22 protein-coding genes are annotated in these 22,907 nt (G+C 30.8%); 17 read left to right on the plus strand and 5 right to left on the minus strand.

The features are described from left to right. Window positions 1–101: 101 nt before the first annotated feature. From glyA to ABWP20_RS10590, 4 genes are all read left to right on the plus strand, one after another. Window positions 102–1,352 carry a serine hydroxymethyltransferase gene (gene glyA, locus ABWP20_RS10575; RefSeq protein ID WP_353095767.1) on the plus strand — a complete coding sequence of 417 codons (1,251 nt, stop codon included), beginning with the start codon at window positions 102–104 and terminating at the stop codon, window positions 1,350–1,352. Between the two features lie 83 nt (window positions 1,353–1,435). Next, entirely contained in the window at window positions 1,436–2,632 is a 1,197-nt protein-coding gene (locus ABWP20_RS10580) for a M20 metallopeptidase family protein (protein WP_353095768.1), read from the plus strand. A gap of 4 nt (window positions 2,633–2,636) precedes the next feature. Further along, a complete protein-coding gene (locus ABWP20_RS10585) occupies window positions 2,637–3,443 on the plus strand; it encodes a DUF3100 domain-containing protein (protein ID WP_353095769.1) in 807 nt (268 codons plus the stop codon). A gap of 1 nt (window position 3,444) precedes the next feature. Next, window positions 3,445–3,891, plus strand: a complete 447-nt coding sequence (locus ABWP20_RS10590; protein WP_353095770.1) for a DUF340 domain-containing protein — start codon at window positions 3,445–3,447, stop codon at window positions 3,889–3,891. 8 nt (window positions 3,892–3,899) lie between these two features. Here ABWP20_RS10590 and ABWP20_RS10595 read toward each other — a convergent pair whose 3' ends face one another. Continuing rightward, entirely contained in the window at window positions 3,900–4,214 is a 315-nt protein-coding gene (locus ABWP20_RS10595) for a plasmid recombination protein (protein ID WP_353095771.1), read from the minus strand. A 191-nt stretch (window positions 4,215–4,405) separates the two neighbouring features. On the opposite strand from ABWP20_RS10595, the gene ABWP20_RS10600 reads away from it, so the two are divergent. From ABWP20_RS10600 to ABWP20_RS10620, 5 genes are all read left to right on the plus strand, one after another. Further along, window positions 4,406–4,906, plus strand: coding sequence for a hypothetical protein (locus ABWP20_RS10600; protein WP_353095772.1), 501 nt, complete (start codon window positions 4,406–4,408; stop codon window positions 4,904–4,906). 38 nt (window positions 4,907–4,944) lie between these two features. Next, the gene (locus tag ABWP20_RS10605) at window positions 4,945–5,592 is read left to right on the plus strand and encodes a SurA N-terminal domain-containing protein (RefSeq protein ID WP_353095773.1); all 648 of its coding nucleotides are present in this window, start codon (window positions 4,945–4,947) and stop codon (window positions 5,590–5,592) included. Between the two features lie 321 nt (window positions 5,593–5,913). Next, on the plus strand, window positions 5,914–7,362 hold the full coding sequence (locus ABWP20_RS10610) for an alanine/glycine:cation symporter family protein (RefSeq protein ID WP_353095774.1): 1,449 nt from the start codon (window positions 5,914–5,916) through the stop codon (window positions 7,360–7,362). A 139-nt stretch (window positions 7,363–7,501) separates the two neighbouring features. Next, a complete protein-coding gene (dsdA, locus tag ABWP20_RS10615; RefSeq protein ID WP_353095775.1) occupies window positions 7,502–8,755 on the plus strand; it encodes a D-serine ammonia-lyase in 1,254 nt (417 codons plus the stop codon). Window positions 8,756–8,896: 141 nt separating this feature from the next. After that, on the plus strand, window positions 8,897–9,916 hold the full coding sequence (locus ABWP20_RS10620; protein WP_353095776.1) for a lysylphosphatidylglycerol synthase transmembrane domain-containing protein: 1,020 nt from the start codon (window positions 8,897–8,899) through the stop codon (window positions 9,914–9,916). 62 nt (window positions 9,917–9,978) lie between these two features. On the opposite strand, the gene ABWP20_RS10625 is transcribed toward ABWP20_RS10620, so the two are convergent. Then, window positions 9,979–10,467, minus strand: coding sequence for a DsrE/DsrF/DrsH-like family protein (locus tag ABWP20_RS10625; RefSeq protein WP_353095777.1), 489 nt, complete (start codon window positions 10,465–10,467; stop codon window positions 9,979–9,981). Between the two features lie 24 nt (window positions 10,468–10,491). Then, the gene (locus ABWP20_RS10630) at window positions 10,492–11,805 is read right to left on the minus strand and encodes an aminotransferase class V-fold PLP-dependent enzyme (protein ID WP_353095778.1); all 1,314 of its coding nucleotides are present in this window, start codon (window positions 11,803–11,805) and stop codon (window positions 10,492–10,494) included. Between the two features lie 131 nt (window positions 11,806–11,936). On the opposite strand from ABWP20_RS10630, the gene ABWP20_RS10635 reads away from it, so the two are divergent. From ABWP20_RS10635 to ABWP20_RS10645, 3 genes are all read left to right on the plus strand, one after another. Next, the gene (locus ABWP20_RS10635; protein WP_353095779.1) at window positions 11,937–12,824 is read left to right on the plus strand and encodes a DMT family transporter; all 888 of its coding nucleotides are present in this window, start codon (window positions 11,937–11,939) and stop codon (window positions 12,822–12,824) included. A 20-nt stretch (window positions 12,825–12,844) separates the two neighbouring features. Further along, window positions 12,845–13,690 carry a DNA-binding domain-containing protein gene (locus tag ABWP20_RS10640; protein WP_353095780.1) on the plus strand — a complete coding sequence of 282 codons (846 nt, stop codon included), beginning with the start codon at window positions 12,845–12,847 and terminating at the stop codon, window positions 13,688–13,690. A 93-nt stretch (window positions 13,691–13,783) separates the two neighbouring features. Continuing rightward, window positions 13,784–15,145, plus strand: a complete 1,362-nt coding sequence (locus ABWP20_RS10645; RefSeq protein ID WP_353095781.1) for an alanine/glycine:cation symporter family protein — start codon at window positions 13,784–13,786, stop codon at window positions 15,143–15,145. Between the two features lie 41 nt (window positions 15,146–15,186). Here the strand turns inward: ABWP20_RS10645 and ABWP20_RS10650 are convergent, their stop codons facing one another. Then, window positions 15,187–15,873, minus strand: coding sequence for a hydrolase (locus ABWP20_RS10650; protein ID WP_353095782.1), 687 nt, complete (start codon window positions 15,871–15,873; stop codon window positions 15,187–15,189). Between the two features lie 153 nt (window positions 15,874–16,026). Here ABWP20_RS10650 and ABWP20_RS10655 point away from each other — a divergent pair, with 153 nt between their 5' ends. The 4 genes from ABWP20_RS10655 (at window position 16,027) to ABWP20_RS10670 (ending at window position 20,606) form a co-directional block, all read left to right on the plus strand. Then, window positions 16,027–16,728 carry a DUF1538 domain-containing protein gene (locus tag ABWP20_RS10655; RefSeq protein WP_353095783.1) on the plus strand — a complete coding sequence of 234 codons (702 nt, stop codon included), beginning with the start codon at window positions 16,027–16,029 and terminating at the stop codon, window positions 16,726–16,728. A gap of 11 nt (window positions 16,729–16,739) precedes the next feature. Further along, window positions 16,740–17,066 (plus strand): P-II family nitrogen regulator, encoded by a 327-nt coding sequence (locus tag ABWP20_RS10660; protein ID WP_353095784.1) that lies wholly within the window; start codon window positions 16,740–16,742, stop codon window positions 17,064–17,066. A 20-nt stretch (window positions 17,067–17,086) separates the two neighbouring features. Next, on the plus strand, window positions 17,087–19,060 hold the full coding sequence (locus tag ABWP20_RS10665) for a helix-turn-helix domain-containing protein (RefSeq protein WP_353095785.1): 1,974 nt from the start codon (window positions 17,087–17,089) through the stop codon (window positions 19,058–19,060). A gap of 145 nt (window positions 19,061–19,205) precedes the next feature. After that, window positions 19,206–20,606: an MATE family efflux transporter gene (locus ABWP20_RS10670; RefSeq protein WP_353095786.1), complete on the plus strand. Its 1,401-nt coding sequence runs from the start codon at window positions 19,206–19,208 to the stop codon at window positions 20,604–20,606. A 191-nt stretch (window positions 20,607–20,797) separates the two neighbouring features. On the opposite strand, the gene ABWP20_RS10675 is transcribed toward ABWP20_RS10670, so the two are convergent. Further along, complete coding sequence (locus tag ABWP20_RS10675) at window positions 20,798–22,168, minus strand: aldehyde dehydrogenase (RefSeq protein ID WP_353095787.1); 1,371 nt, start codon at window positions 22,166–22,168, stop codon at window positions 20,798–20,800. 211 nt (window positions 22,169–22,379) lie between these two features. Between ABWP20_RS10675 and ABWP20_RS10680 the strand changes: the two genes are divergently transcribed. Then, on the plus strand, window positions 22,380–22,874 hold the full coding sequence (locus ABWP20_RS10680; protein ID WP_353095788.1) for an ECF transporter S component: 495 nt from the start codon (window positions 22,380–22,382) through the stop codon (window positions 22,872–22,874). The last annotated feature ends 33 nt before the right edge of the window (window positions 22,875–22,907 follow it).

Genomic DNA, 22,907 nt, shown 5'->3' on the forward strand with positions numbered 1-22,907 from the left:
AATAGATGATTTAGTTCAATTAAATAGTGATTTAGTTAATTTAAAATAATTTGAATATTTGAAATAATGTATTATACCAACTATGTAAAGGAGAGACCAATATGTTAGATACTTTAAAGAAAACAGATTCTACATTATTTCAAATAGTAAATGAGGAGTTAGAGCGTCAGCGAACAGGTATTGAAATGATTGCATCAGAAAGTTATGTACCAACTGAGATACTAGAACTGCAAGGTAGTATATTAACAAACAAAACTACAGAAGGCTTTCCCGGAAAAAGGTATCATGCAGGATGTCATGTAATAGATAAAATGGAAACTCTAGGTATAGAGAGGGCAAAACAGCTTTACAATGCTGGACATGCAAATATACAGGCACATTCAGGTTCACAGGCAAATCAGACAGTTTATGCTGCAGTACTAGAACCTGGAGATACAGTATTGGGACTAAGACTAGATCAAGGTGGACATTTAACTCATGGTAATAAAGTAAACTTTTCAGGAAAAATTTATAATTTCATTGCTTATGGATTAAATAAAGAAACAGAGTTAATTGATTATGATGAAATTGAAAGACTTGCAAAAGAGCATAATCCAAAACTTATAGTTACAGGAGGAAGTGCTTATCCAAGAATTATTGATTTCAAGAAGATATCAGAAATAGCAAAATCTGTAGGGGCATATTTATTAGTAGATATGGCTCATGTTGCAGGACTTGTAGCAGCTAAAATATATCCTAATCCTATGGAATATGCAGATTTTGTGACATCTACTACTACTAAAACCTTATGTGGGGCAAGGGGCGGTTTTATATTATGTAAAGAGGAACATGCTAAGGCAATTGATAAAGCAATATTTCCAGGCTCTCAAGGTTCACCTCATCTTCATACTATGGCGGCGAAGGCATATACATTTAAACATGCTTCTACAGAAGAATTTGCAAATCTAATGAAGCAAGTTGTAAAAAATGCTAAAAAATTGGGAGAAGTATTATCAGAATTTGGATTTAGAATTGTATCTGGCGGCACTGATACACATTTATTGTTAGTAGATTTAAGACCAAAGAGACTAACAGGTAAACAATTAGAAACAGCATTGGATTATGTTGGGATTACAGTAAATAAAAATATGATACCTTTTGATCCTGAAAAGCCAATGGTAACTAGTGGAGTTAGAATAGGAACTACTGCAATGACAATAAAGGGAATGAAAGAAGAGGATATGAATGAAATAGGTTCAATAATAAATAAAGTAGCTAATAACATAGATAATGAAGATCAACTTAATGAAATAAAGAAGGAAGTATTAGAAATAAGTAAAAGGTTTCCGCTTTATAAAGGATATTTTGAATAGTCATAGATATTAGATAAATTGTACTATTTGTTCAAGGGGATATAGATTTTACAGAATAGGGTCATTAAATAAGGAGGTCTATTATGCTAAATCTAGAAGAGCTGAAAAGATTATATGAGAAGGAAGTAATTGAATTTAGAAGAGATCTTCATATGTATCCAGAGTTAAGTTTTAAGGAGTATAAAACTACTGAGAAGATTAAAGAAAAGCTTGTTTCTTTAGGAATTGAAATATTGGACTTAGGAATAGAAACTGGTGTCGTAGGATTGTTAAGAGGAAAAGAATCAGGACCTACTATTGCTTTAAGAGGAGATATTGATGGACTTCCAATTCAAGAATTAAATGATATCCCATATAAATCTAAAATAGATGGAATAATGCATGCCTGTGGTCATGATTTTCATACTTCATCTGTAATAGGTGCTGCAATAATCTTATCTAATATTAAAGATAAGTTGCAGGGTAATGTAATATTTGTGTTTCAGCCAGCAGAAGAAGTAAACAAGGGAGCAAAATTAATGGTTGAGAAAGGCTTATTTACAGATGTTAAGGCTGATTTAATATTTGGACTTCATAATAATCCAGAGATACCATGGGGGAAGATTGCCATTAAAAAAGGTGGATTAATGGCAGCTGTTGATACTATAAGAATAAGAGTGAAAGGTAAGGGAGGACATGGTGGCATACCAAATGCTACAAGGGATCCTATTATAGCAGCATCTGCTATGGTAATGAATTTACAAACAATAATAAGCCGCAATATTAGTCCTTTAGATTCAGCAGTTATTTCCATAGGCACTTTTAATGCTGGAACTGCTAATAATGTTATTTCAGAACTTGTGGAAATGTCAGGTACTGTAAGAAGCTTCAATCCATATGTAAGAGAAATGCTGCCAAAGAGGATAAAGGAAGTATTAGAATATACGGCAAAGGCATATATGGTAGAGGTTGAGCTAGACTATATTTTTGATTTGCCAGCTGTATTTAATGACGATGAGCTAACAAAATTAGCATATAATGCAACAAAGGAAATAGTAGGAGATGAAGGAATTATTGATCCAATACCTTCAATGGGCGGAGAGGATTTTTCAATTTTTACTGAAAAAATACCTGGATTTTTCTTTTGGCTTGGAGTAGGAAACAAGGGAAAAGATATGAACTATGTTTGGCATAATCCAAGATTTGATGGTGATGATAGAGCAATTATTATTGCATCAGTGGTAATGAGTAATATGGTATTACATGGAATATCTTATGTAAATCAAAAGAAAATGAGGTGAGAAAATGAGGAATGTAAAACTACATTTATTGGCATTAGGGCTAGTAGTTATTTCTGAATTTATTGGTGTTGTAAATATTCCCATTGGAATCGGAACAATCGTACTGTTACCAATGTTATATGCTATGATTTTCGGTGTATTATTGACTCCTAAGTTTTTAAATATTGCAAAAGAAAAAGAAATGGATGATGCTGGGTCTTTAATAAGTTTAACTCTAATGCTTCTAATGGCTAAGTATGGTACAAATATCGGACCTACTTTGCCTAAAATATTGGCTGCTAGTCCTGCTCTTATTTTGCAAGAGTTTGGAAATATAGGAACTGTTTTATTGGGAATTCCAATTGCTGTATTCTTGGGGTTGAAAAGGGAAGCCATAGGAGGAGCTCATTCAATAGCAAGAGAACCAAATGTTGCTTTAATAGGAGATAAGTTTGGACTTGATAGTGAGGAAGGACAGGGAGTACTAGGAGTATATATAGTTGGAACTGTATTTGGAACTATATTTATTGGATTGATGGCAAGTTTTCTTGCTGCAAATACACCGCTGCATCCCTATTCTTTAGCTATGGCCTCTGGAGTAGGTTCAGGCAGTATGATGACAGCGGGAGTAGGTTCACTAGTTGCTATGTTTCCAGAAATGGAAGAGATGATAACAGCTTTTGGAGCTGCAAGTAATATGCTCTCTGGACTAGATGGTTTATATATGTCACTATGGATAGCACTGCCAATGTCTGAATGGCTATATAAGAGGGTGTATAAAATAAAATATGGGCAATTACCTGAAGGTCCTGTAGCTAAGGAGGAAAATTAATATGAAATTAAAGGATTCAATTATTATATTGTTGATAACAGCATTAATCTCAGTTGTAGGAAACTATGTTGGTTATAAGGTCAATATGATAGAAGCAATTCCGGGTATGTTGATTTTAGTATTAATAGCAGTAGTTGGAATCCTATTAGCTAAGATAATTCCAGCTAAAATTCCTAGTGTGGCATATATTGTAACATTGTCTACATTATTTACAGTACCTGGAGTTCCTGGAGCAGCAACTATATCAAATTTAGTTTCAAAAGTTAATTTTCTAGCATTAGCTACTCCTATATTGGGATATGCAGGAATCTATACTGGAAAAAATCTAGATTCTCTTAAAAAGACGGGATGGAGAATTGTAGTGCTTGCAATTTTTGTAATGGTAGGAACTTATTTAGGTTCTGCAATTATTGCAAATATTTTATTGAAGATGTTAGGACAAATTTAGATCATATATTAGATAGGTGTAGTTTCATCGAGATGAACAGTCGAATAAACTATACTTTCATTTCTATATCTGTTACATAAAAATTCATAGTTTTCTTTAAAAAATTTTCTTATTTCAATATCAGTTAACTTGTTATAGAATTTTGGATCAGAGGTAACTACAATATCACACAATCTAACTGCATCTTTTCTAATTTTTTTATCTGTTTGCACATTTTCTTTTATAATTTCATCTGCTTTATAAAAAATAGGCGAAGGTGACAAAGATATAAATTTAAATTTAATCTTTCCCTTCGCTATAAAAATTTTAGCAGATGAAAACATTCTCTAAGTTTTTGATAATAAAAAAACCTGTAGGCTCAGGCTTTAAAGATATACTGAAATTATTAAATTTTCTTATCAAAATTAAAATAGACAGTTTTTGACAAACTTATCATAGTGCTTATGTTATCATATATTAACCCTATAGAAAAGGGGAGGATTTTTATGAAAATTAAATTGAGCTCTAAAATAGTATGTTTATCAATGGCATGGCTTTAGTATTTATAGGTAATAATGAGTCTTATGCATATAGTGAAAAGTCAGATGGAGGAAATAGAACTGCAAAATTTTTAGTAACAACAGATATTGGTCTAATTCCATGTGCTGCAAAGCATAGTTATTTTAATACAGAAGAATATTATATAAATAGTGATGAAGTAGTAATTAAGACAAGTATTATGGGATCATATTATACAGATTGGACAGGGTGGGTTTTATTAGATTTAAATAACTCAACAATAAATAAAGTGAATTTTTATAATTCAAATGATAAATATGTTGGAACAAGTGATCTATTAGATAAAGTATATCAGATGATTTTACCAGGAGATGCCGAAGGAATCTCAACTAGACAAAATAATAAAGAAGTAAGAATAAAACCATACTCGGCTAAAGCCAAAACAACTTTCTCATTAAAATGTGATGATGCTGTAAATCCAATATCATCTGTAAACACAAGTATAACTATGAAGTAGTTAAAACAGTTATTTAAAAATAAAAGGGGCTGAATAAAATGAAAAAAAAATATATGTATGGTACTGTAATTACTTTAATAATGTTAACTATAATGTCAAGTATAGTGTATGCTAGTAACACTATAAATGGAAAAGGTATAGCAAAACAAGTTAAAAATTTATTTATAGAACAGCTAGAGAAAGATGATGATATTTTATGCTATGTTAATGGTATAGAAATATCACAGAAGAAATTTGATATATTTAGAGAAACAAGAAAGTCATATAATGGAGATAAAGATGATGATACTTTGCTTAAAGAGTATATTCAATTTATATTGATAGTAAATGAAGCAGAAGAGGAAGGTTTTACTGTTTCGGAAAGTGAAGTTGAGGATTACACGAATGACTTATTTGAATCCTTAGAAGAAGATGATGATGAAAATATGAAAATACTAAAAGAATATGTAAAGGAAATGAATATTACAATGGATCAATATAAAGAACAAGTAAGAGATTACAATTATAAAATATTAAGTACTATGAAATTACAAGAAAAATTAGTTTCTAAATATATGGAAGAAAATATAAATATAATGCACTCACGAAGTAATAATGAAGAAGATATTCAAACAGATATAAATGAATTTTTAAAGGATTATAAAGAGAATCTTTATAATAATGCAGAAATAATTATGAATAAATAAAAGGAGCTATTTCAAAATAAAAAGTCCATAAAAGTAAAACAGGGCTGTTTCATAACTAATTTAATTAGTTATGGAACAGCCCCTTTTTTACTTATAGGGTTTCTAGTAATCATTAGTTAATTTTAGTTAATAGATGATTTAGTTCAATTAAATAGTGATTTTGTTAATTCAAAATAGTTTAAATATTTGAAATAATAACAATATAGCAATCGGGAAGGGAGAGGTGGATATGTTCCATTTTATCTAAATAAGATATAAAAATTGCACTAAAGTTCATAGGTTTCCTTCAAACCTAAATATATTGTATAAGGAGAAAAGTATATGGATATTAAAGGCATTGTAACATTTTTAGAGACTATTATTTGGAGTAAGTATCTAGTAGGTTTATGCCTATTAACAGGAATTTACTTTTCATTGAGGATGAAATTCCCACAAGTTAGACTTTTCAAAGATATGATAAGATTATTAACTAAAGGAGAAACATCAGAAACAGGAGTTACACCATTTCAAGCTTTTGCAACAAGTGTGGGAGGAAGAGTTGGTGTAGGAAATATTGGAGGAGTTGCTGTTGCTATTGCGTTAGGTGGTCCAGGCTCTATTTTTTGGATGTGGGCAATTGCATTTCTAGGAGCCGCTTCTGCCTTTGTAGAATCTTCTCTAGCTCAAGCATATAAGGTAAAGGAAGGAAATATTTATATAGGAGGTCCAGCTTATTTTATAGAAAAAGGAATAGGAAGTAGACTATATGGAATTGCTTTTGCAATAATGACTATTTTAGCTCCAGGTATATTGATGCCAGGTGCTCAAACCCATACTATTGCAACTTCTATGAAAGAAGCTTTTGGAATAAATATCTACTTAACAGGATTAATTTTAGCTGCATTAATTGCAGTTGTAATATTTGGTGGAGTTAAGAGAATTGGCAAAACTGCAGAAATAATAGCACCAATTATGGCAGCTGGATATGTGATAATGGCTTTCATTATTATAGGTGTCAATATAACAAAAGTTCCACAGGCATTTGCCTTGATATTTAAGTCAGCCTTTGGGAAAGAGGCTTTATTCTCTGGTATTTTAGGCAGTACCATAGCATGGGGTGTTAAACGTGGAGTTTATTCAAATGAAGCTGGACAAGGTTCCGGTGCAATAGTGTCAGCGGCAGCTGAAGCCTCTCATCCTGCGAAACAAGGATTAGTGCAAGCATTTTCCGTATATATAGATACATTGCTAGTGTGTACGGCAACTGCATTAATGATAATATTGACAAATTCATATAATGTGTTAGATGCAAGTGGAAACTTTATAGTAGAGAATTTGCCTGGTATAGAATATGGTGTACTATATACGCAGTATGCTGTAGATACATTATTTTTAGGATTAGGTAGCAAGTTTGTAGCAGTAGCTATATTTTTGTTTGCTTATACATCTTTACTTGCATACTACTATCAGGCAGAAAGTAATATAATGTATATGTTCCCAAGAAATAAAACTGCAATATTTATTATGCGTATAATATTTATATTATCATCTTTCTCAGGAGTTTTAAATACAAGTGATTTAATTTGGACATGTGGAGACTTAGGTGTAGGATTAATGGCATGGTTAAATATAATTGCAATATTAATTTTATCTAAACAAGGAATTGAAATATTAAAGGATTATGAAGGACAGATCGCTAAAGGAATTGATCCTGTTTTCAATCCTAAGTTGTTAAATATAAAGGACAGTATATGGGAAAAAAGGTATAATAATACGAAGAAAACTGTATAGGGATAATAGATAAAATAACCCTTAATAGACTAAAATTTTTCGAGAGTTATTTTTTAGTTAGTATTTGCCTTTTTTCTTTTCTTATCTATATTTATCATATATACTAAATATAAAAGATATCGTATTGGAGGTTTTTCACATGAATTTTCCATTATTAAATGAATTGAGATCTGCGAAGGAAGTAGTTTGGTATAATAACAATTATACTAGTTTTGATGAGATTAAAAATTCATTACCAATATCCTTTGAAGATGTATTTGAAGCAGAAAATAGACTTAAACGATTTGCACTATATATAAAAAAGATGTTTCCTGAAGTAATAGATGGAATTATTGAATCCCCCATATCTAGAATTGACAAAATGAAGACTCTAATGGAGAAAGAATATGGAACGAAGATATATGGTAATTTAATCCTCAAAAGAGATGATCTTCTTCCCATAGCTGGTTCAATTAAAGCCCGTGGTGGCATATATGAAGTATTAAAACACGCTGAAACTTTAGCTATAGATAAAGGGGCTCTTAAATTAGATGATGATTATAGTATAATGGCCAATGATGATTTTAAGGAATTTTTCTCCCAATATACGATACAAGTGGGAAGTACAGGAAATCTAGGATTAAGTATTGGCACCATATCTGCAAGAATAGGATTTAATGTAATAGTTCATATGTCTCAGGATGCTAAAGAATGGAAAAAGGAATTACTTCGCTCTAGGGGAGCAAATGTAATTGAGTATACATCAGATTATTCAAAAGCTGTTGAGGAAGGAAGAAAGCTATCTGATAATAACCCTCAATCCTATTTTATAGATGATGAAAACTCAAAGGACCTTTTTATGGGATATGCTGTTGGAGGCATAAGGACTAAAAAACAACTTGATAACATGGGAGTCGTTGTTGATAAAGACCATCCTCTTTTTGTATATCTACCTTGTGGAGTAGGAGGAGGCCCTGGAGGGGTAGCCTATGGATTGAAATTAATGTATGGAGATAATGTAAATTGCTTCTTTGCAGAACCAACTCATTCTCCTGCCATGTTATTAGGACTCTTTTCAGGTCTTCATGATGAAATTTCAGTAGAAGACATAGGCCTTGATAATAGAACTGATGCAGATGGTTTAGCTGTTGGAAGAGCTTCTTCTTTTGTAGGCAAAATCATGGATAAAATATTGACTGGTGCATTTACTATTGATGATTATAGATTGTATGATTTCTTAAATGCATTATATGAAGAAGAAAAAATATTTTTAGAACCTTCTGCTTTGGCTGGATTTTTAGGTCCTATAATTACAAGTGCAAAATATAAAAATGAAAATATAACTCATATATGTTGGGGTACTGGAGGAAGTCTAGTCCCTGAGGAAATTAGACAGTCGCTTATTAAGAAATAATAGATAAAAATGATGTAAAATAGATATTCTTGCTTTCTGTTGTCATTTTATTTTATATTTTAGCCATTCTAATTTACAGCAAAAAGATGTATAATAAGGGATGGAAACTTTTATGTATTTAAAAAGAAAGTAGGAATTATTATGAAAAAATATTTGAATTATATAATATTAATAGGGCTTATAGTACTTACCTTATGTATTTTTGTTAACAACAATGATTTTAATAATTTTTCTGAATTGATTAAAAGCACAAACACACTGTTTTTATTGGCAGGTGTCTTATGCATGGTACTATATTGGTTCTTTGAGGCATATATACTCTATAAAATGAAGAAAACATTAAATATTAAAAGTACCTATGGATCATCCCTTAAGCTTTGTATGATTGGTCAGTATTATAGTGCCATTACTCCATTTTCCACTGGAGGGCAGCCAGTTCAGATATATTCACTGGTAAATGATGGGGTTCCTATAGGTACTGCATCATCGTTATTTGTTAATAGGTTTTTAATATACCAATTAGTAGTTACTTTCTATGCATTGTTTATGTTTATAATAAGGTTCAACTTACTTTATTCTGAGGCTCGATTGGCACTGCCATTTGTTGTAGTTGGCTGTCTTGTAAATATAATAATCTTAATTATGATATTTGGATTTTTGTTAAATGAAAAATTCATCAGAAGTATCTTAGAAAAATCAATTAGAATTTTACACAAATTTAAAATAGTAAAGGATATAAAAAAATCTGAGGAAAAAATAAATAATACTTTACTAGATTATAAAAAAAGCGTTGAAGAAATGAAAAAGGACAAGAAAACTACATTAGAACTAATTATAGTGTCTATAATACAATTAACAATTAGTTTTTCTATTACTTTTTTTGTTTACCTAGCATTAGGTTTTGAAAAAGGACATTTCATAGATATTATTGCTATTCAGTCACTACATTATATGGCAGTATCCTTTATGCCTACTCCTGGAACTGCTGGTGCAGCAGAAGGCGGATTTTATATGTTATTTAGGGTCATATTCCCTAAGAAGATTTTATCCTTTGCCTTGATGTTGTGGAGATTTATTGATTATTATTTAAGAGTTATTGTAACTGGATTGGTTACATTAGTTGATTTTATATGCAGAAAGAAAAAAATAAGTGTTAATTAAAAAATAACCCTCGAAAAGCTTTAGCTTATCGGGGGTTATTCACAATTTCATATCTTGTGTTTTTAAATAAAAAGTTGGATATTGGAGTCTAAAGCATCTACTAAATATTCTTCTGCTGTAACTATGCTGACTTCTTTAAGAAGTTCTTCCTCTTTGAAGCCCATTACTTCGCAGGAAAGTTTACATGCCTTCATATTTACACCTTTTTTCAATGCCCCATTTAAGAAATCAGATAATTTTGGAGTATCGCTGTCATCCATCATTCCCAAGAGCATTTTTTTGCCTATTCCTGCAAAGTTCATTTTAGATAAAGGTAAGTCTTCAATATATCTTGGAGTCATATTTGCAAACATTTTTTCTGCTGTAGTTTTTTCTCCATCTGGGATACTATTTGGGTCTCTTACTAGCATTAGTCCCCAAAATGCAAAGAACATAGTTACATCTACATTTATCTGTCTTGCAGAGTTAGCCAGTATAAGAGCTGCTAAGGCTTTATCGTATTCGCCGCTAAACATAAGTATACTCATTTTTTTATGAGTGTTATTATCCATAAAAAAACCTCCTTTCCACTAGGTTTAGTAGAAAGGAGAATTTCTATACTTATTTTTATAAAATTCTATATCCTTGCTGATTTCTTTTAGCAGATATGAGAGCAGATATATTTCATTATAGTCATTATATAAGCCAAAGCTTATTCTTACTAAACCTGGACGAGGCAGAGATTCATCGTACATATATTTTTCTATATCCTCATTAGGTATTTTAAGTAATCTTTGAACATAAGGTTGTGCACAGAAACAGCCATCTCTAACAGCAATTCCTCCTTCACGGGCAAGTATAGTTGCTAATTCGTTATGCTCAAGGCCTTCCATATTAAATGAGATAATGGATACCTTTTCTTCTATATTCATATCATCATACAAAATAAGTCTAGGTATATCTTTTAGAAGTTCTAAGGCATATCGAGTTAAACTTCTTTCATAATCTTCAATATTTCTCATATCTAAATCTTGTAAAGTTTTTATACTTGTAGATAGAGCAATTACTCCCATTAGATTAGGAGTTCCGGCTTCTTCTTTTTCAGGTGGATCTTCCCATATGGTGTCTTTAATAGATACAAATTTTACAGTTCCACCTCCTACTTGTTCTGAGAAACCTTTTTCAAAAATTTCCTTTGGTGCCACTAATACTCCTGTACCAAAGGGGGCATACATTTTATGTGCAGAAAATGCTATATAATCAATATGCTCAGGGCTATATATAGGTCTCATATCAAATTGGCTATGGGGAATAAGCTGTGCTCCGTCTACTAAAATCTTAGCACCGTATTTATGACATAATTTTGCAATATCATATATAGGATTAATATAACCAGTAACATTAGACGCACCAGTTATGGCAACTAAACCAACTTTTCCTTTATAAAGTTCTAGTTTAAACTCCAGATCCTCTAGACATAACCTTCCCACACTATCGACTTCTACATAATCTGTAGCATATTTATATTTCCAAGGAAGCAGATTAGAATGATGCTCCATATATGTAGATAAAACTACTTTATCCTTTAGAGTATCCTGTAATCTATAAGATAGTTTATTTATGCATTCTGTAGTATTTTTTAAGAAAACTACTGTATGATAGTCTTTGTTTCCTCCAATAAAATTTAATACTATTTCTCTTCCTTCATCATATAACATAGAAGATATAATGGATTTATACCCTGTGCCTCTGTGTACTGAAGAATAGGTATTAGAGAAATCAACTATTTCATCTATAACTGATTTAAACGGAGGAGTCGTAGCAGCATTATCGAAGTTTATATAATGTACAGATTTGCCATTTGCAAGTCTAACTGTACTGTCGCCACCTATAATTAAGTTTTTATTCATAAAATCACCCTTAATATTTTGATATAATACTATTTTATTATAAAGTATATTTTTGGTGTCAGTTTACTTAATAGAAGTTATTTATATAGTATATTATGGTATAATTAAATGGATAGAGAGGGGGAATTTTTTTGGAAAATAAAAAAACTTTATACGCGGATTTATCTTTATTTTTAGTTGCTATTATTTGGGGTTCTGGATTTGTGGTCACAAAGAACGCATTAGACCATTTAACTCCTTATTATTTATTGTTTTTCAGATTCATTATCTCCGCCATAGTATTATCCATTATATTTTTTAAGAAAATTAAAAAGGCATCTATAAAAGATATAAAAGCTGGAGTAATTGTTGGTTTGTTTCTATTTGGTGGATTTGCACCTCAGACAGTAGGGCTACAATATACTGAGGCTGGGAAACAAGCTTTTATTACGGCTACGAATGTGGTCATGGTGCCATTTATTTACTGGGGTATATCTAAGAAAAGGCCAGATAAATTTGATTTAATAGCTGCCTTCTTATGTTTAACTGGAATTGGAGTCCTTAGCCTAAATAGTGATTTAAAAATAGGCTATGGGGATTTCCTTACATTATTATGTGCAATAATGTTTGCATCTCATATTTCATCTACAGGATACTTTGCTAAAGAATCAGATCCATATGTAATATCAATAGTACAATTAGGGACAGCAGGAATGCTTTCTTTAATATTTGCATTATTATTTGAAGGTACGAAGTTCTATATTCAAAGTCAAGCAATAATACCAATACTATATTTATCCATATTCGGTACAATGTTTGCATTTCTAATACAGACCGTTGCACAAAAGTATACTAACTCAACTCATACAGCTATAATATTAAGTTTAGAGGCAGTATTTGGCAGCACATTTGCCATTGTTTTTCTAAAAGAGAAATTTAGTATAAGATTTTTAATAGGTTGTATGGCAATTTTGATTTCAGTTATAACTAGTGAGACAAAATGGGAGTTTTTAAAATCAAAACAAGATTGTAATAAATAATTATAATCGGAGGATAAATAATGAAGATATTTATATTGGATAAAAAAATGGATGATATAAATACTTTAAAAGAAATTATCCATAACAATCACTTAGGGTCATTAGTAGGTATATCTAGTGACCCTTTAGAAGATATAGAAGAAATAATGACATCTCAACCAGATTTGATTATTTTAGATATGCTAGATGAAGAATTTAGTAGTTTCCGTATAATTGAAGAAATAAATAAAAAGAAAAATCCTATTAAATTTATTATGATTTCTGATTTTACAGCTAAAGAAAATGTGGAAAAGGCATATAGATATGGGATAGAATATTTCATTTATAAGCCTATAAATCCTTTAGAAGTTGAAACTATAATAAAAAAGGTTAAATATAATATAGAATTAGAAGAAAAGATGAAAAAAATTCAACAAATATTTAACGATATTTCTCCAATATCTGTAGAAAAAGTTGAAAACAAAGCTTGTGAACAAGATATCAATATGATACTACTAAAGCTCGGAATTATTGGGGAAATAGGAAGTGATGATCTGCTAAAAGTTGTAAACTTCTTGATAAAAAATAAAATAAAAATAAGTGCTACATCAATAAGGGAGCTTTGCATCAACTTCACTAATAATCCTAAGGCTATGGAACAAAGAATGAGAAGGGCTATTAATATAGCAATGGGAAATATAGCATCTTTGGGTATAGAAGATTATATGAATGAAATATTCGTAGAATATTCAAATACCTTGTTTAATTTTGAACAGATAAAGAAGGAAATGGACCATATCCGTGGAAAATCTATTGAAAAAGGCTCAATAAATATGAAAAAATTCCTATCTGGTATATGTATACTTTGCGAAAAGTATAACAATTGAAAATATTCAGAAATCAATTGTGAGGTTTCTTGAGTTTTTTTGAAGCACTGTGTATATAATTGATTTACTCTAATAAATAAAAGGAGGTAAATCATGGATAGGTTAATGGAAATCAATGGTATTATTAATAGCTTCGTATGGGGACCACCAATGCTTATTTTATTGGTAGGAACAGGCATTTATTTATCTTTACGCACTAATTTCTTTTCATTGACAAAACTTGGTTATATTTTAAGAAACACATTGATGAAGATGTTTTCTAAGGACGAACATGGCGAGGGTGAGGTAACGGCATTCCAAGCAGTAGCTACAGCCTTAGCTGCGACTGTAGGTACAGGTAATATTGCTGGTGTTGCAACAGCAATTGCCCTTGGAGGGCCAGGAGCTATATTTTGGATGTGGCTGGCTGCAATATTTGGTATGACTACGAAATTTGCAGAAGTAGTTCTTGCTATACAATATAGAGAAAAGACAGAAGATGGAAGATTTGTCGGAGGTCCAATGTATTATATTTCAAATGGATTAAATATGAAATGGTTAGCTTATATATTTGCGTTCTTTGGAGCAGTAGCAGCTTTTGGTATAGGAAATATGGTTCAGTCGAATTCTATAGCTCAATCACTAGAAGTAACATTTGGTGTTAGTAAGTTAGCTACAGGAATTATAATAGCCATAGGTGCAGCTTTAGTTGTTATAGGTGGTATTAAAAGAATAGGTCAAGTAACAGAGAAATTAGTACCATTTATGGCGGCATTTTATATATTAGGTGGCTTAATAATAATTATTATAAATGCAGCTCATATTCCAGAAGCATTTGGTTTAATCTTTGGCAGTGCATTTACAGGGACAGCTGCTATAGGTGGATTTGCAGGATCATTTCTTAAGGAAACAATGAGGTATGGTGTTGCTCGTGGAGTATTTACTAACGAGGCAGGCTTAGGTAGTGCGCCAATAGCTCATGCTGCTGCGACTACTGATCATCCAGTACGTCAAGGGCTATGGGGAGTATTTGAAGTATTTGTAGATACTATAGTTATTTGTTCCATAACTGCATTATCTATTATAACTACAGGCGTATGGAAAGAAGGAGCAACAGGAGCCGCTCTTACAACTCAAGCCTTTAGTCACGGGTTACCAGGAACTTGGGGTGGAGCTGTAGTTTCAATAGGTATTTTATTATTTGCATTTTCCACTATACTGGGTTGGGAATACTATGGGGAACGTTGTGCTGAATATCTATTTGGGCCTAAGGTTAATTTTATTTATAGGATTTTATGGATACCTTTTATAGTTATGGGTGCCATAGGAGGACTTGAACCACTTTGGGACTTAGCAGATACATTAAATGGTTTAATGGCTATTCCAAACTTAATAGGGGTATTTGCTTTAAGTGGAGTGGTTATTAAATTGACTAAGGAGTATTTTCAAAAAGAAAGAGCAAAGGGTAATATGTAATATATAAACAGGACAGATCTTTGATAGGATCTGTCCTTTGATTATTTATATTCTTTAATTTCTTTCCTATACTTTTCCATTACTCCTGCAAAGATTTCAGCACTTGTAGGTGGAGTGTAAGTTATGGCATTGGCACCAGCTTCTATAGTTGCAAGTATTGATTCATCTGTAGGGCCGCCTGTAGCAATAATAGGCAATTCTTTTCCAAATTCATCTCGGATTTTTTTCACAAGAGATGTAGTCTTAGCGCCCCCAGATATATTTAAGATACTAGCACCAGATTTAACTTTTCCCTTATAATCATCACATTCGGAAACAACAGTAGCTATAATAGGGATATCGATTGTTTCCCTCATTTCAGCAATTACGTCATTGGCAGTAGGAGCATTTACTACAACTCCATAGGCACCCATGAGTTCAGCTTGAAAAGCAATTCCTACAGATCTTTTGCCAGTTGTAAGTCCACCGCCTACACCTACAAATACAGGGATAGGAGCAACCTCAAGTAAGGCTTGAGTAATGGATAACTGAGGGGTAAAAGGATAGACTGCTATAATTGAGTTGGCATTTGTATTTTTTATAATTGCCACGTCTGTAGAAAATAACAAGGATTTGATTCTTGTTCCTAATACCTTTATACCACTTGCTTTATAAATCACAGGTGGAACCTCTATAATCCTAGACCTAAGCTGGGATTTTACTTCTGGTATATATTTTTCTTTTTCCATCATACACCTCCTAAAATATTTGTATGAATATATTATACACCATAAATATTGGTTTCTACTACGATTTTCTTTTTACATAATAAGTTTGTCAGGAATATGCTATAATGGATATATAATGCAAACTATAAAAGAATATCAAAAGGAGTGAATTGCATGAAGGGATTACAAAATTTAAGTGCACTCTGGGAAACCGCTGTTAACATAATACCCCTAACTGCTATATTGGCTATAATTCAGATATTTATACTAAAAAAGCCATTAAATAATGTAAAAGATTTTACAATAGGGTTTTTATTATCTGTATTAGGTCTTCATTTATTCCTAAAGGGAACTACAATGAGTTTAATACCTTTAGGAGATTCCGTAGGTAGAAATTTTGTAATGATAGAGAGAAAATGGATTATACTAGTAATAGGGTTTGTAATAGGTTATGCTGCTACATTAGTAGAGCCAGGACTAAAAGCATTAGCTTTGGAAGTAGAAGAATTATCAGCAGGAGCTATACCATATAAAGTTTTAATACATGGAGTTGCCATAGGATTTGGTGGTGGTATGATTATTGGACTTTTGAAGATATTATTAAATCTTCCCTATATAAAGGTTCTAATACCATTATTATTAATAGTAATATTATTATCTTTTTTTGCACCAGCACCTTTTGACTCAATAGCCTTTGATGCTGCTTCTGCCACAACAGGACCTGTAAATATACCGATAAATATGGCATTAGCTGTAGGCTTGGCTTCAGTTATTGAAGGTGTGGACCCATTAATGTCTGGTTTTGGGATAGTAGGACTTACATCAATAGGCTCTATGATTTCTGTGATGATATTGGGAATACTAACTAAATTATAGGAGGTGGTATTGTGATTGAAATTAAATGTGTAATTACTATAGTTGAAAGAGGAAAGGCTGATAAAATAGTAAGTGCTGCAAAACTTGCAGGAGCAAATGGTGCTACTATTTTTTATGGCAGAGGAACTGGAGAGTCTGAAGTAAAGAAATTTTTAAATATGCATGTTGAAGCATCTAAGGAGATAATAATAATATTAACAGAAATAGATAAATATAAGGCCATAATGAATGCTATGGTAGAGGCAGGACAATTGAGAAAGCCAGGTACAGGTATTATATTTACAGTACCAGTTACTAATCTAATAGGTTTACATCATCGAGAAGAATTTGAAGAATAATAAAATACAGGGGAATTAATATGAGAAGAGAATATGTGGAATATATGAAGGATTTACCTATAAACATATTTTTGGCTAATATTATGGAATATCCTATTCATTGGCGAGATTCCATACAGATTTTATTTGTCTTAAAAGGAACCTTGGATATTGGTGTAGAAAATGAAGTATATACACTATATGAAAGAGAAATAGAAATAATAAATGTCAACGAAGTATATAGCATAAAATCCAGTGATTCAGATAATTTGGTACTTGTACTTAATATAGATCCGAATTTTTTTGAAAGATACTATAGTGATGCAAAGGAAATATTTTTTTATACCGATTCTTCAGATAGACATGCTCAGGAAGATGAAAAATACTATGAATTGAGAAAATATATATCAATACTTCTTTATGAAGCGGTATCGAAGATAGATGATTATGAAGATAAAATAGAAGAAAATCTATTAGAAATGATGTACCATTTATTAAATAATTTTCATTATCTATTTTATGAGAGTGAAGGATTGGAAGAAGATGAGGAGCAACTTGAGAGATACCATAGAATAGTTAAATACTTGAGCAACAATTATATGAATAAGGTGAGCCTACAGGAAATAGCTGATAAGGAATTTCTTAGCTCTCAATACTTATCCTATAAAATCAAAGATATATTAGGTCATGGATTTAATGAGTATTTAAATCAAATAAGGGTAGAAGAATCAACTAAACTCCTTTTAGATTCAGATAGCAATATATCTGAAATATCGGAGGAAGTAGGATTTTCTCATGTAAGATATTATAATAAACATTTTAAACTTCACTATAATTGTACACCTATGCAGTATAGGAAGAAATATAAGGTAAGTGAAGAAGAACTAGAGAACATGACTAAAGTAAAATATCTTAATATTAAAGAAGCTTTGCCTTATATTACTGGATATATTGAAGATTATGAAAGATATGATTATGATAATAGAATTATTAAGATTGATATAGATTTAAATAAAGATACCTTGGAAAGATATAGAAAACCAGATGTAATAGATTTAGGAGATATTTATCTTTTGCTAGAAGAGGAAAATAGAAAGATTTTAGAGGAAATTCAAAGGGAAATAAAATTTGAATATTGTATAGTTAATAGACTTTTCTCAGAGGATATGGATATTTATAGAGACAAAAACCATAAGTTTATTAATTGGACTAGAGTAGAGAATATATTAGATATTCTAATAGGACAAAATCTTACTCCTATAATTATTACGGAAAATGTTGACAAATACATAATTGATGATTTTATCAATCATTTTTCAAATCTCTATGAGGAAGATGTGGAGAGATGGTTAACTATAAAGGTGGAAGATTTAGAACCATATTTTCCAAAGAAAAACATCAATAAGGTTCAGGATACAATTTCTATGGTACCTTATATTCTATATAATTATATTCATTTGAATAACAGGGTAGTATTAAATATGACAGATGAAATATCTAAAGAAACCATACTAAACAATGATACTTTCTTTGGAGGAAATGGAATATTTACTTCTAATTATTTAAAGAAACCATCTTATTATGCCTATATGCTATTGTCCCTATTGGGAGATACTGTAATAGATAAGGGGGAAGGATATATAGTTACAAAATCAGAAGATGGATATCAGATAATGCTATTTAATCCCATAGAAATAGATGAAGAAATAATATATAATAATCTGCCAATGGAAAAGATTAAAGAAAGAAAGGTATCACTGAATATATTGAATATGGAAAACAACTTTCAAGTTACAAAATATGTATTAGATAAGAGTTTTGGCTCAGTATATGATAAATGGATTGGATTAAATAAACCAGAAAGGTTAGATAATGATAATTGGGAATTATTAAAAGAATATGTACATCCTAATATATCCTTCTATTATGGAAAAAAATCTACAGTATATAATACAATTGCCACTATAAAACCTTATGGAGTGATACTTTTTGTATTAAATAATGTACTAAATTAATAAAAATTTGGATTATCTTAAGTTTTTTTAAAAGAAAGTTTATTTAAAAATCCAAACATAGTCCAATATATTAAGTAAACGAGTGAATGAAAATAGACCTCCGTTTATGTTAACATAATAAGGTAACATAAATGGAGGTTTTATTATGGGTAAAAGCAATAAATTATTCGCGGAAGAAAAAATTGGGAAGCTATTACTTAAGTTTTCCATTCCAATAATAATTTCATTTTTAGTATCGGAACTATATAATATGGTAGATACCCTATTTGTAGGTAGAAATGTAGGGAGATATGGAATAGGTGCATTGGTTCTTGTGTTCCCTATACAAAGGATAATAATAGCATTAAGTATTATGATAGCTGTAGGAACATCAACTGCGTTTTCTAGATCTAACGGACAAAATAATGTGGATAAGGCAAGAAAATTTGTTAGAAATGGCTTTTCTTTATCTTGCTTATTAATGTTATCAATTACAGGGATTATATATCTTTTCTCAGAGAAAATTCTTTTAGGCCTTGGTGCTAGTAATCAGACATTACCTTATGCAAATACCTATTTGGATATAATAATATTTGGTTCTATATTTTTAAGTTTAACAACTTTTATATCTAATATTATGATATCCTTGGGAAATAACAGAGTTTCAATAACAAGCACAAGTATAGGAGCAATAGTAAATGTAATTTTAGACTATATATTAGTTGTTAAATTCCATATGGGAGTTAAAGGAGCGGCAATAGCAACTACGGTTTCTCAGATGATAGGGTTTAGTTATGCATATTATAACTATTCAAAGATAAAAAAAGAATATAAAATACCATCAGGTTTTCATTTAGATAAAAAGTTTATCACTCCAATTGTATTAGTAGGTTTATCTGCTTTTATTATTGAGTCAGAAGATGGTGTATTAATGGCAGTATTAAACCATTTATTACTTAATACAGCAGGAGATAAGGGAATTATAGTACTTGGAGTTATATCTAAGGTTTATATGTTCTTATTTATAACAATGTTTGGAATAGCCTCAGCCATGCAGCCAATAGCCGCATATAATGTAGGGGCAAAAAATTATAGAAGGTTAAAGTCAGTAATGGAGAAGACTGTTATTTATGCATTTCTTACATCTGCCATAATGTGGGCAGGATCAATGATTTTTACACCACAATTAATGGCTTTGTTTGTAAAAGATAAAGAGATAATACAGGAATCAGTAAAGGCATTTAGAATAATGGTATCAGTGCTTCCAATAGTGAGTATTTATTATATATCAATATTCTATTTTCAAGCCCTTGGAAAGGCAAAGACTTCAATATTAATGTCAATATTTAAACAGTTAATTTTGATGCTGCCTATATCCATTATATTAGTAAAGGTATTCAATCTAGGAGCTATGGGGGTTTGGTTATCCTATCCTATATCGGATATATTAGCTAGTGTTGCAGCATGTATGTTAATTAGAGAAGAAAGTTGTAAATTAAATATAAAAGTAGAGCGACAAATAGAAATAGAGAATACAAAGGGAACCATTCCTTTTGCTTCAAACTAGGTAATGAGCCAAAGAATTAACTTCTTGGCTCATTATTTTATTGGTTTTAAATGGTCTAGAATATTTTAGGGTATAATATATAAAATAAAACATGTTAGGGTGAGTAAAATGACTAAAGAAAGTAAAAATATAGCTAAAATAGTTAATACGCCTATAGGCTCTCTAATACATGTAGGAGAAAAAAAGATTGGCTATAAAAACTTTCTAGCCAATCTTAAATTTTTCTCATTATAAGGAGGATAGAGTATATTATTATCTAGTTTTCCTTTAGATTTAAATATGCTTTTTTCATGAGAAAAAGTATTAAATGTATATTTAGAATGATAGTTCCCCATACCACTATATCCAAATCCTCCAAATGGAAGATTTTGATTCGCCACATGGGATATTGCGTGGTTAATACATCCCCCACCAAATTGGATATTTTCTATAATGTAATTTTCAATGGATCTATTTTCTGTGAAAAGATATAGCGCTAAGGGATAGGGATTTGTTCTAACTATGTTTACAATATCATGAATATCCCTGTAGGTTAATATAGGAAGTATTGGACCAAAGATTTCTTCTTTCATAATTGGATGAGTAGTATCTATTCCATCAATTAATGTTGGAGCAATAAACCTATTTTCTCTATTATAATTTCCACCTTCTAATATATTACATTCCTTTAATAGAGATATTAATCTATCGAACCTTTTCTCATTTATTATTCTTCCTAAATTTTTACTTTCTTCAATATTTTCTCCATAATATTTTGTTATATATAGTTTTATTTTATTGATTAGTGTTTCTTTCTGTGATTCATGTACTAATAGATAATCAGGAGCTACACAGGTCTGTCCTGCATTATAAAATTTTGCCCAAGTAATTCTTTTTGCAGCTATGTTTATATCTGCATCCTCATGAACTATTGTAGGAGATTTTCCTCCTAATTCTAAAGTTACTGGTATTAGATATTTCGATGAAATCTCTAATATTTTTTTCCCTACACTTACACTGCCGGTGAAAAAAATATGGTCAAATCTATAATTCTCCATTAAAGGTGTAACAGTTTCAGAACCTGGTCCTTCTACTACACTAATATAATTGTCATTAAAGGCTTCATGGATTATTTTTGAAATTATTTTTTCAGTCTCTTGAGATTGGTTTGACGGTTTTAAGACTACGCAATTTCCCGAAGCTATTGCACCTATTAAAGGTGAAATGGCTAATTGGAATGGGTAATTCCACGGACTGATTATTAATACTATGCCTTTTGGTTCTTTATAGATATAGCTATTAGCTGGCTGTAGGTAAATGGGTGTATGAACTTTTTTAGGCTTCATCCAGTACCTTAAATTTTTTATTGCATGATTTAATTCTTGATATACTACTCCTATTTCAGCAGTATAGGATTCAAATATAGGTTTGCCTAAATCTAAAGTAAGGGAATTGATTATATCTTCTTCATATTTATTTATGACTGTTTTTAGTTTTTCAAGTTGTATTTTCCTGAACTCATAGCTTCTAGTATTGCCATTATCAAAGTATTTTCTTTTCGATCCATATGGATTTTGCAGCATAGTATCATTCCTTTTTATTTAGTATATATATGATATCATATAACTTTTGAAGCTAATCTATACTTTTAATTTTAAAACAGGAAAGAGATATAAATATTTTAATTAATAAAAAAACTATTGAAAAAGTGTATTGCTAATGCTATGATATATATACAGACACTACATAAATTAAGGAGAATTATACCCATACAATTAAGGAAGGTGAATAAAAATGAAAGATATGAATACTAAGACAATAACAAGAATAGCAGTGCTTATGGCTTTAACCACTGTAATGACTATGGTAATTCATATACCTACTATCGGGACAAATGGATATTTAAACTTAGGTGATATGGTAGTATTTTTAGGAGCTATGATATTAGGTCGAAAGGGCGGATTTTTAGTAGGTGGTTTAGGCTCTGCTCTAGCAGATATATTGCTAGGATATAGTCATTATGCACCTATTACTTTAGTGGTAAAAGGTATAGAAGGATATATCGCAGGAATTTTACTTGATACTAAAGTAGGGCAGAAAAATCCACTTATTGCTACAGTAATTGGGGGAGTATGGATGGCATTTGGATATTATTTTGCAGAAATATTTATGTATGGGGCAAAGGCCGCTTTAGCATCTATACCTTCAAATCTAATGCAAGGTTTACTTGGAGCAGTTACAGCAGTAGCATTATATAGACTGTTGAAAAAGACAAGAGTAACCAACTAAATAAAGCCTGACAGATATTTTGTCAGGCTTATA

This window comes from Tissierella praeacuta (genome assembly GCF_040396155.1).
Lineage (GTDB): Bacteria > Bacillota > Clostridia > Tissierellales > Tissierellaceae > Tissierella > Tissierella praeacuta_A.

Excerpts from the sequence above, each read along its gene's own strand:
- ABWP20_RS10585 (WP_353095769.1), top strand. The coding sequence starts at position 2,637 with ATGAGGAATGTAAAACTACATTTATTGGCATTAGGGCTAGTAGTTATT.
- ABWP20_RS10680 (WP_353095788.1), top strand. The coding sequence starts at position 22,380 with ATGAAAGATATGAATACTAAGACAATAACAAGAATAGCAGTGCTTATG.
- ABWP20_RS10590 (WP_353095770.1), top strand. The coding sequence starts at position 3,445 with ATGAAATTAAAGGATTCAATTATTATATTGTTGATAACAGCATTAATC.
- ABWP20_RS10605 (WP_353095773.1), top strand. The coding sequence starts at position 4,945 with ATGAAAAAAAAATATATGTATGGTACTGTAATTACTTTAATAATGTTA.
- ABWP20_RS10655 (WP_353095783.1), top strand. The coding sequence starts at position 16,027 with ATGAAGGGATTACAAAATTTAAGTGCACTCTGGGAAACCGCTGTTAAC.
- ABWP20_RS10600 (WP_353095772.1), top strand. The coding sequence starts at position 4,406 with ATGTTTATCAATGGCATGGCTTTAGTATTTATAGGTAATAATGAGTCT.
- ABWP20_RS10645 (WP_353095781.1), top strand. The coding sequence starts at position 13,784 with ATGGATAGGTTAATGGAAATCAATGGTATTATTAATAGCTTCGTATGG.
- ABWP20_RS10640 (WP_353095780.1), top strand. The coding sequence starts at position 12,845 with ATGAAGATATTTATATTGGATAAAAAAATGGATGATATAAATACTTTA.
- ABWP20_RS10675 (WP_353095787.1), bottom strand. The coding sequence starts at position 22,168 with ATGCTGCAAAATCCATATGGATCGAAAAGAAAATACTTTGATAATGGC.
- glyA (WP_353095767.1), top strand. The coding sequence starts at position 102 with ATGTTAGATACTTTAAAGAAAACAGATTCTACATTATTTCAAATAGTA.
- ABWP20_RS10625 (WP_353095777.1), bottom strand. The coding sequence starts at position 10,467 with ATGGATAATAACACTCATAAAAAAATGAGTATACTTATGTTTAGCGGC.
- ABWP20_RS10620 (WP_353095776.1), top strand. The coding sequence starts at position 8,897 with ATGAAAAAATATTTGAATTATATAATATTAATAGGGCTTATAGTACTT.
- ABWP20_RS10580 (WP_353095768.1), top strand. The coding sequence starts at position 1,436 with ATGCTAAATCTAGAAGAGCTGAAAAGATTATATGAGAAGGAAGTAATT.
- ABWP20_RS10610 (WP_353095774.1), top strand. The coding sequence starts at position 5,914 with ATGGATATTAAAGGCATTGTAACATTTTTAGAGACTATTATTTGGAGT.
- ABWP20_RS10630 (WP_353095778.1), bottom strand. The coding sequence starts at position 11,805 with ATGAATAAAAACTTAATTATAGGTGGCGACAGTACAGTTAGACTTGCA.
- ABWP20_RS10670 (WP_353095786.1), top strand. The coding sequence starts at position 19,206 with ATGGGTAAAAGCAATAAATTATTCGCGGAAGAAAAAATTGGGAAGCTA.
- ABWP20_RS10665 (WP_353095785.1), top strand. The coding sequence starts at position 17,087 with ATGAGAAGAGAATATGTGGAATATATGAAGGATTTACCTATAAACATA.
- dsdA (WP_353095775.1), top strand. The coding sequence starts at position 7,502 with ATGAATTTTCCATTATTAAATGAATTGAGATCTGCGAAGGAAGTAGTT.
- ABWP20_RS10595 (WP_353095771.1), bottom strand. The coding sequence starts at position 4,214 with ATGTTTTCATCTGCTAAAATTTTTATAGCGAAGGGAAAGATTAAATTT.
- ABWP20_RS10650 (WP_353095782.1), bottom strand. The coding sequence starts at position 15,873 with ATGGAAAAAGAAAAATATATACCAGAAGTAAAATCCCAGCTTAGGTCT.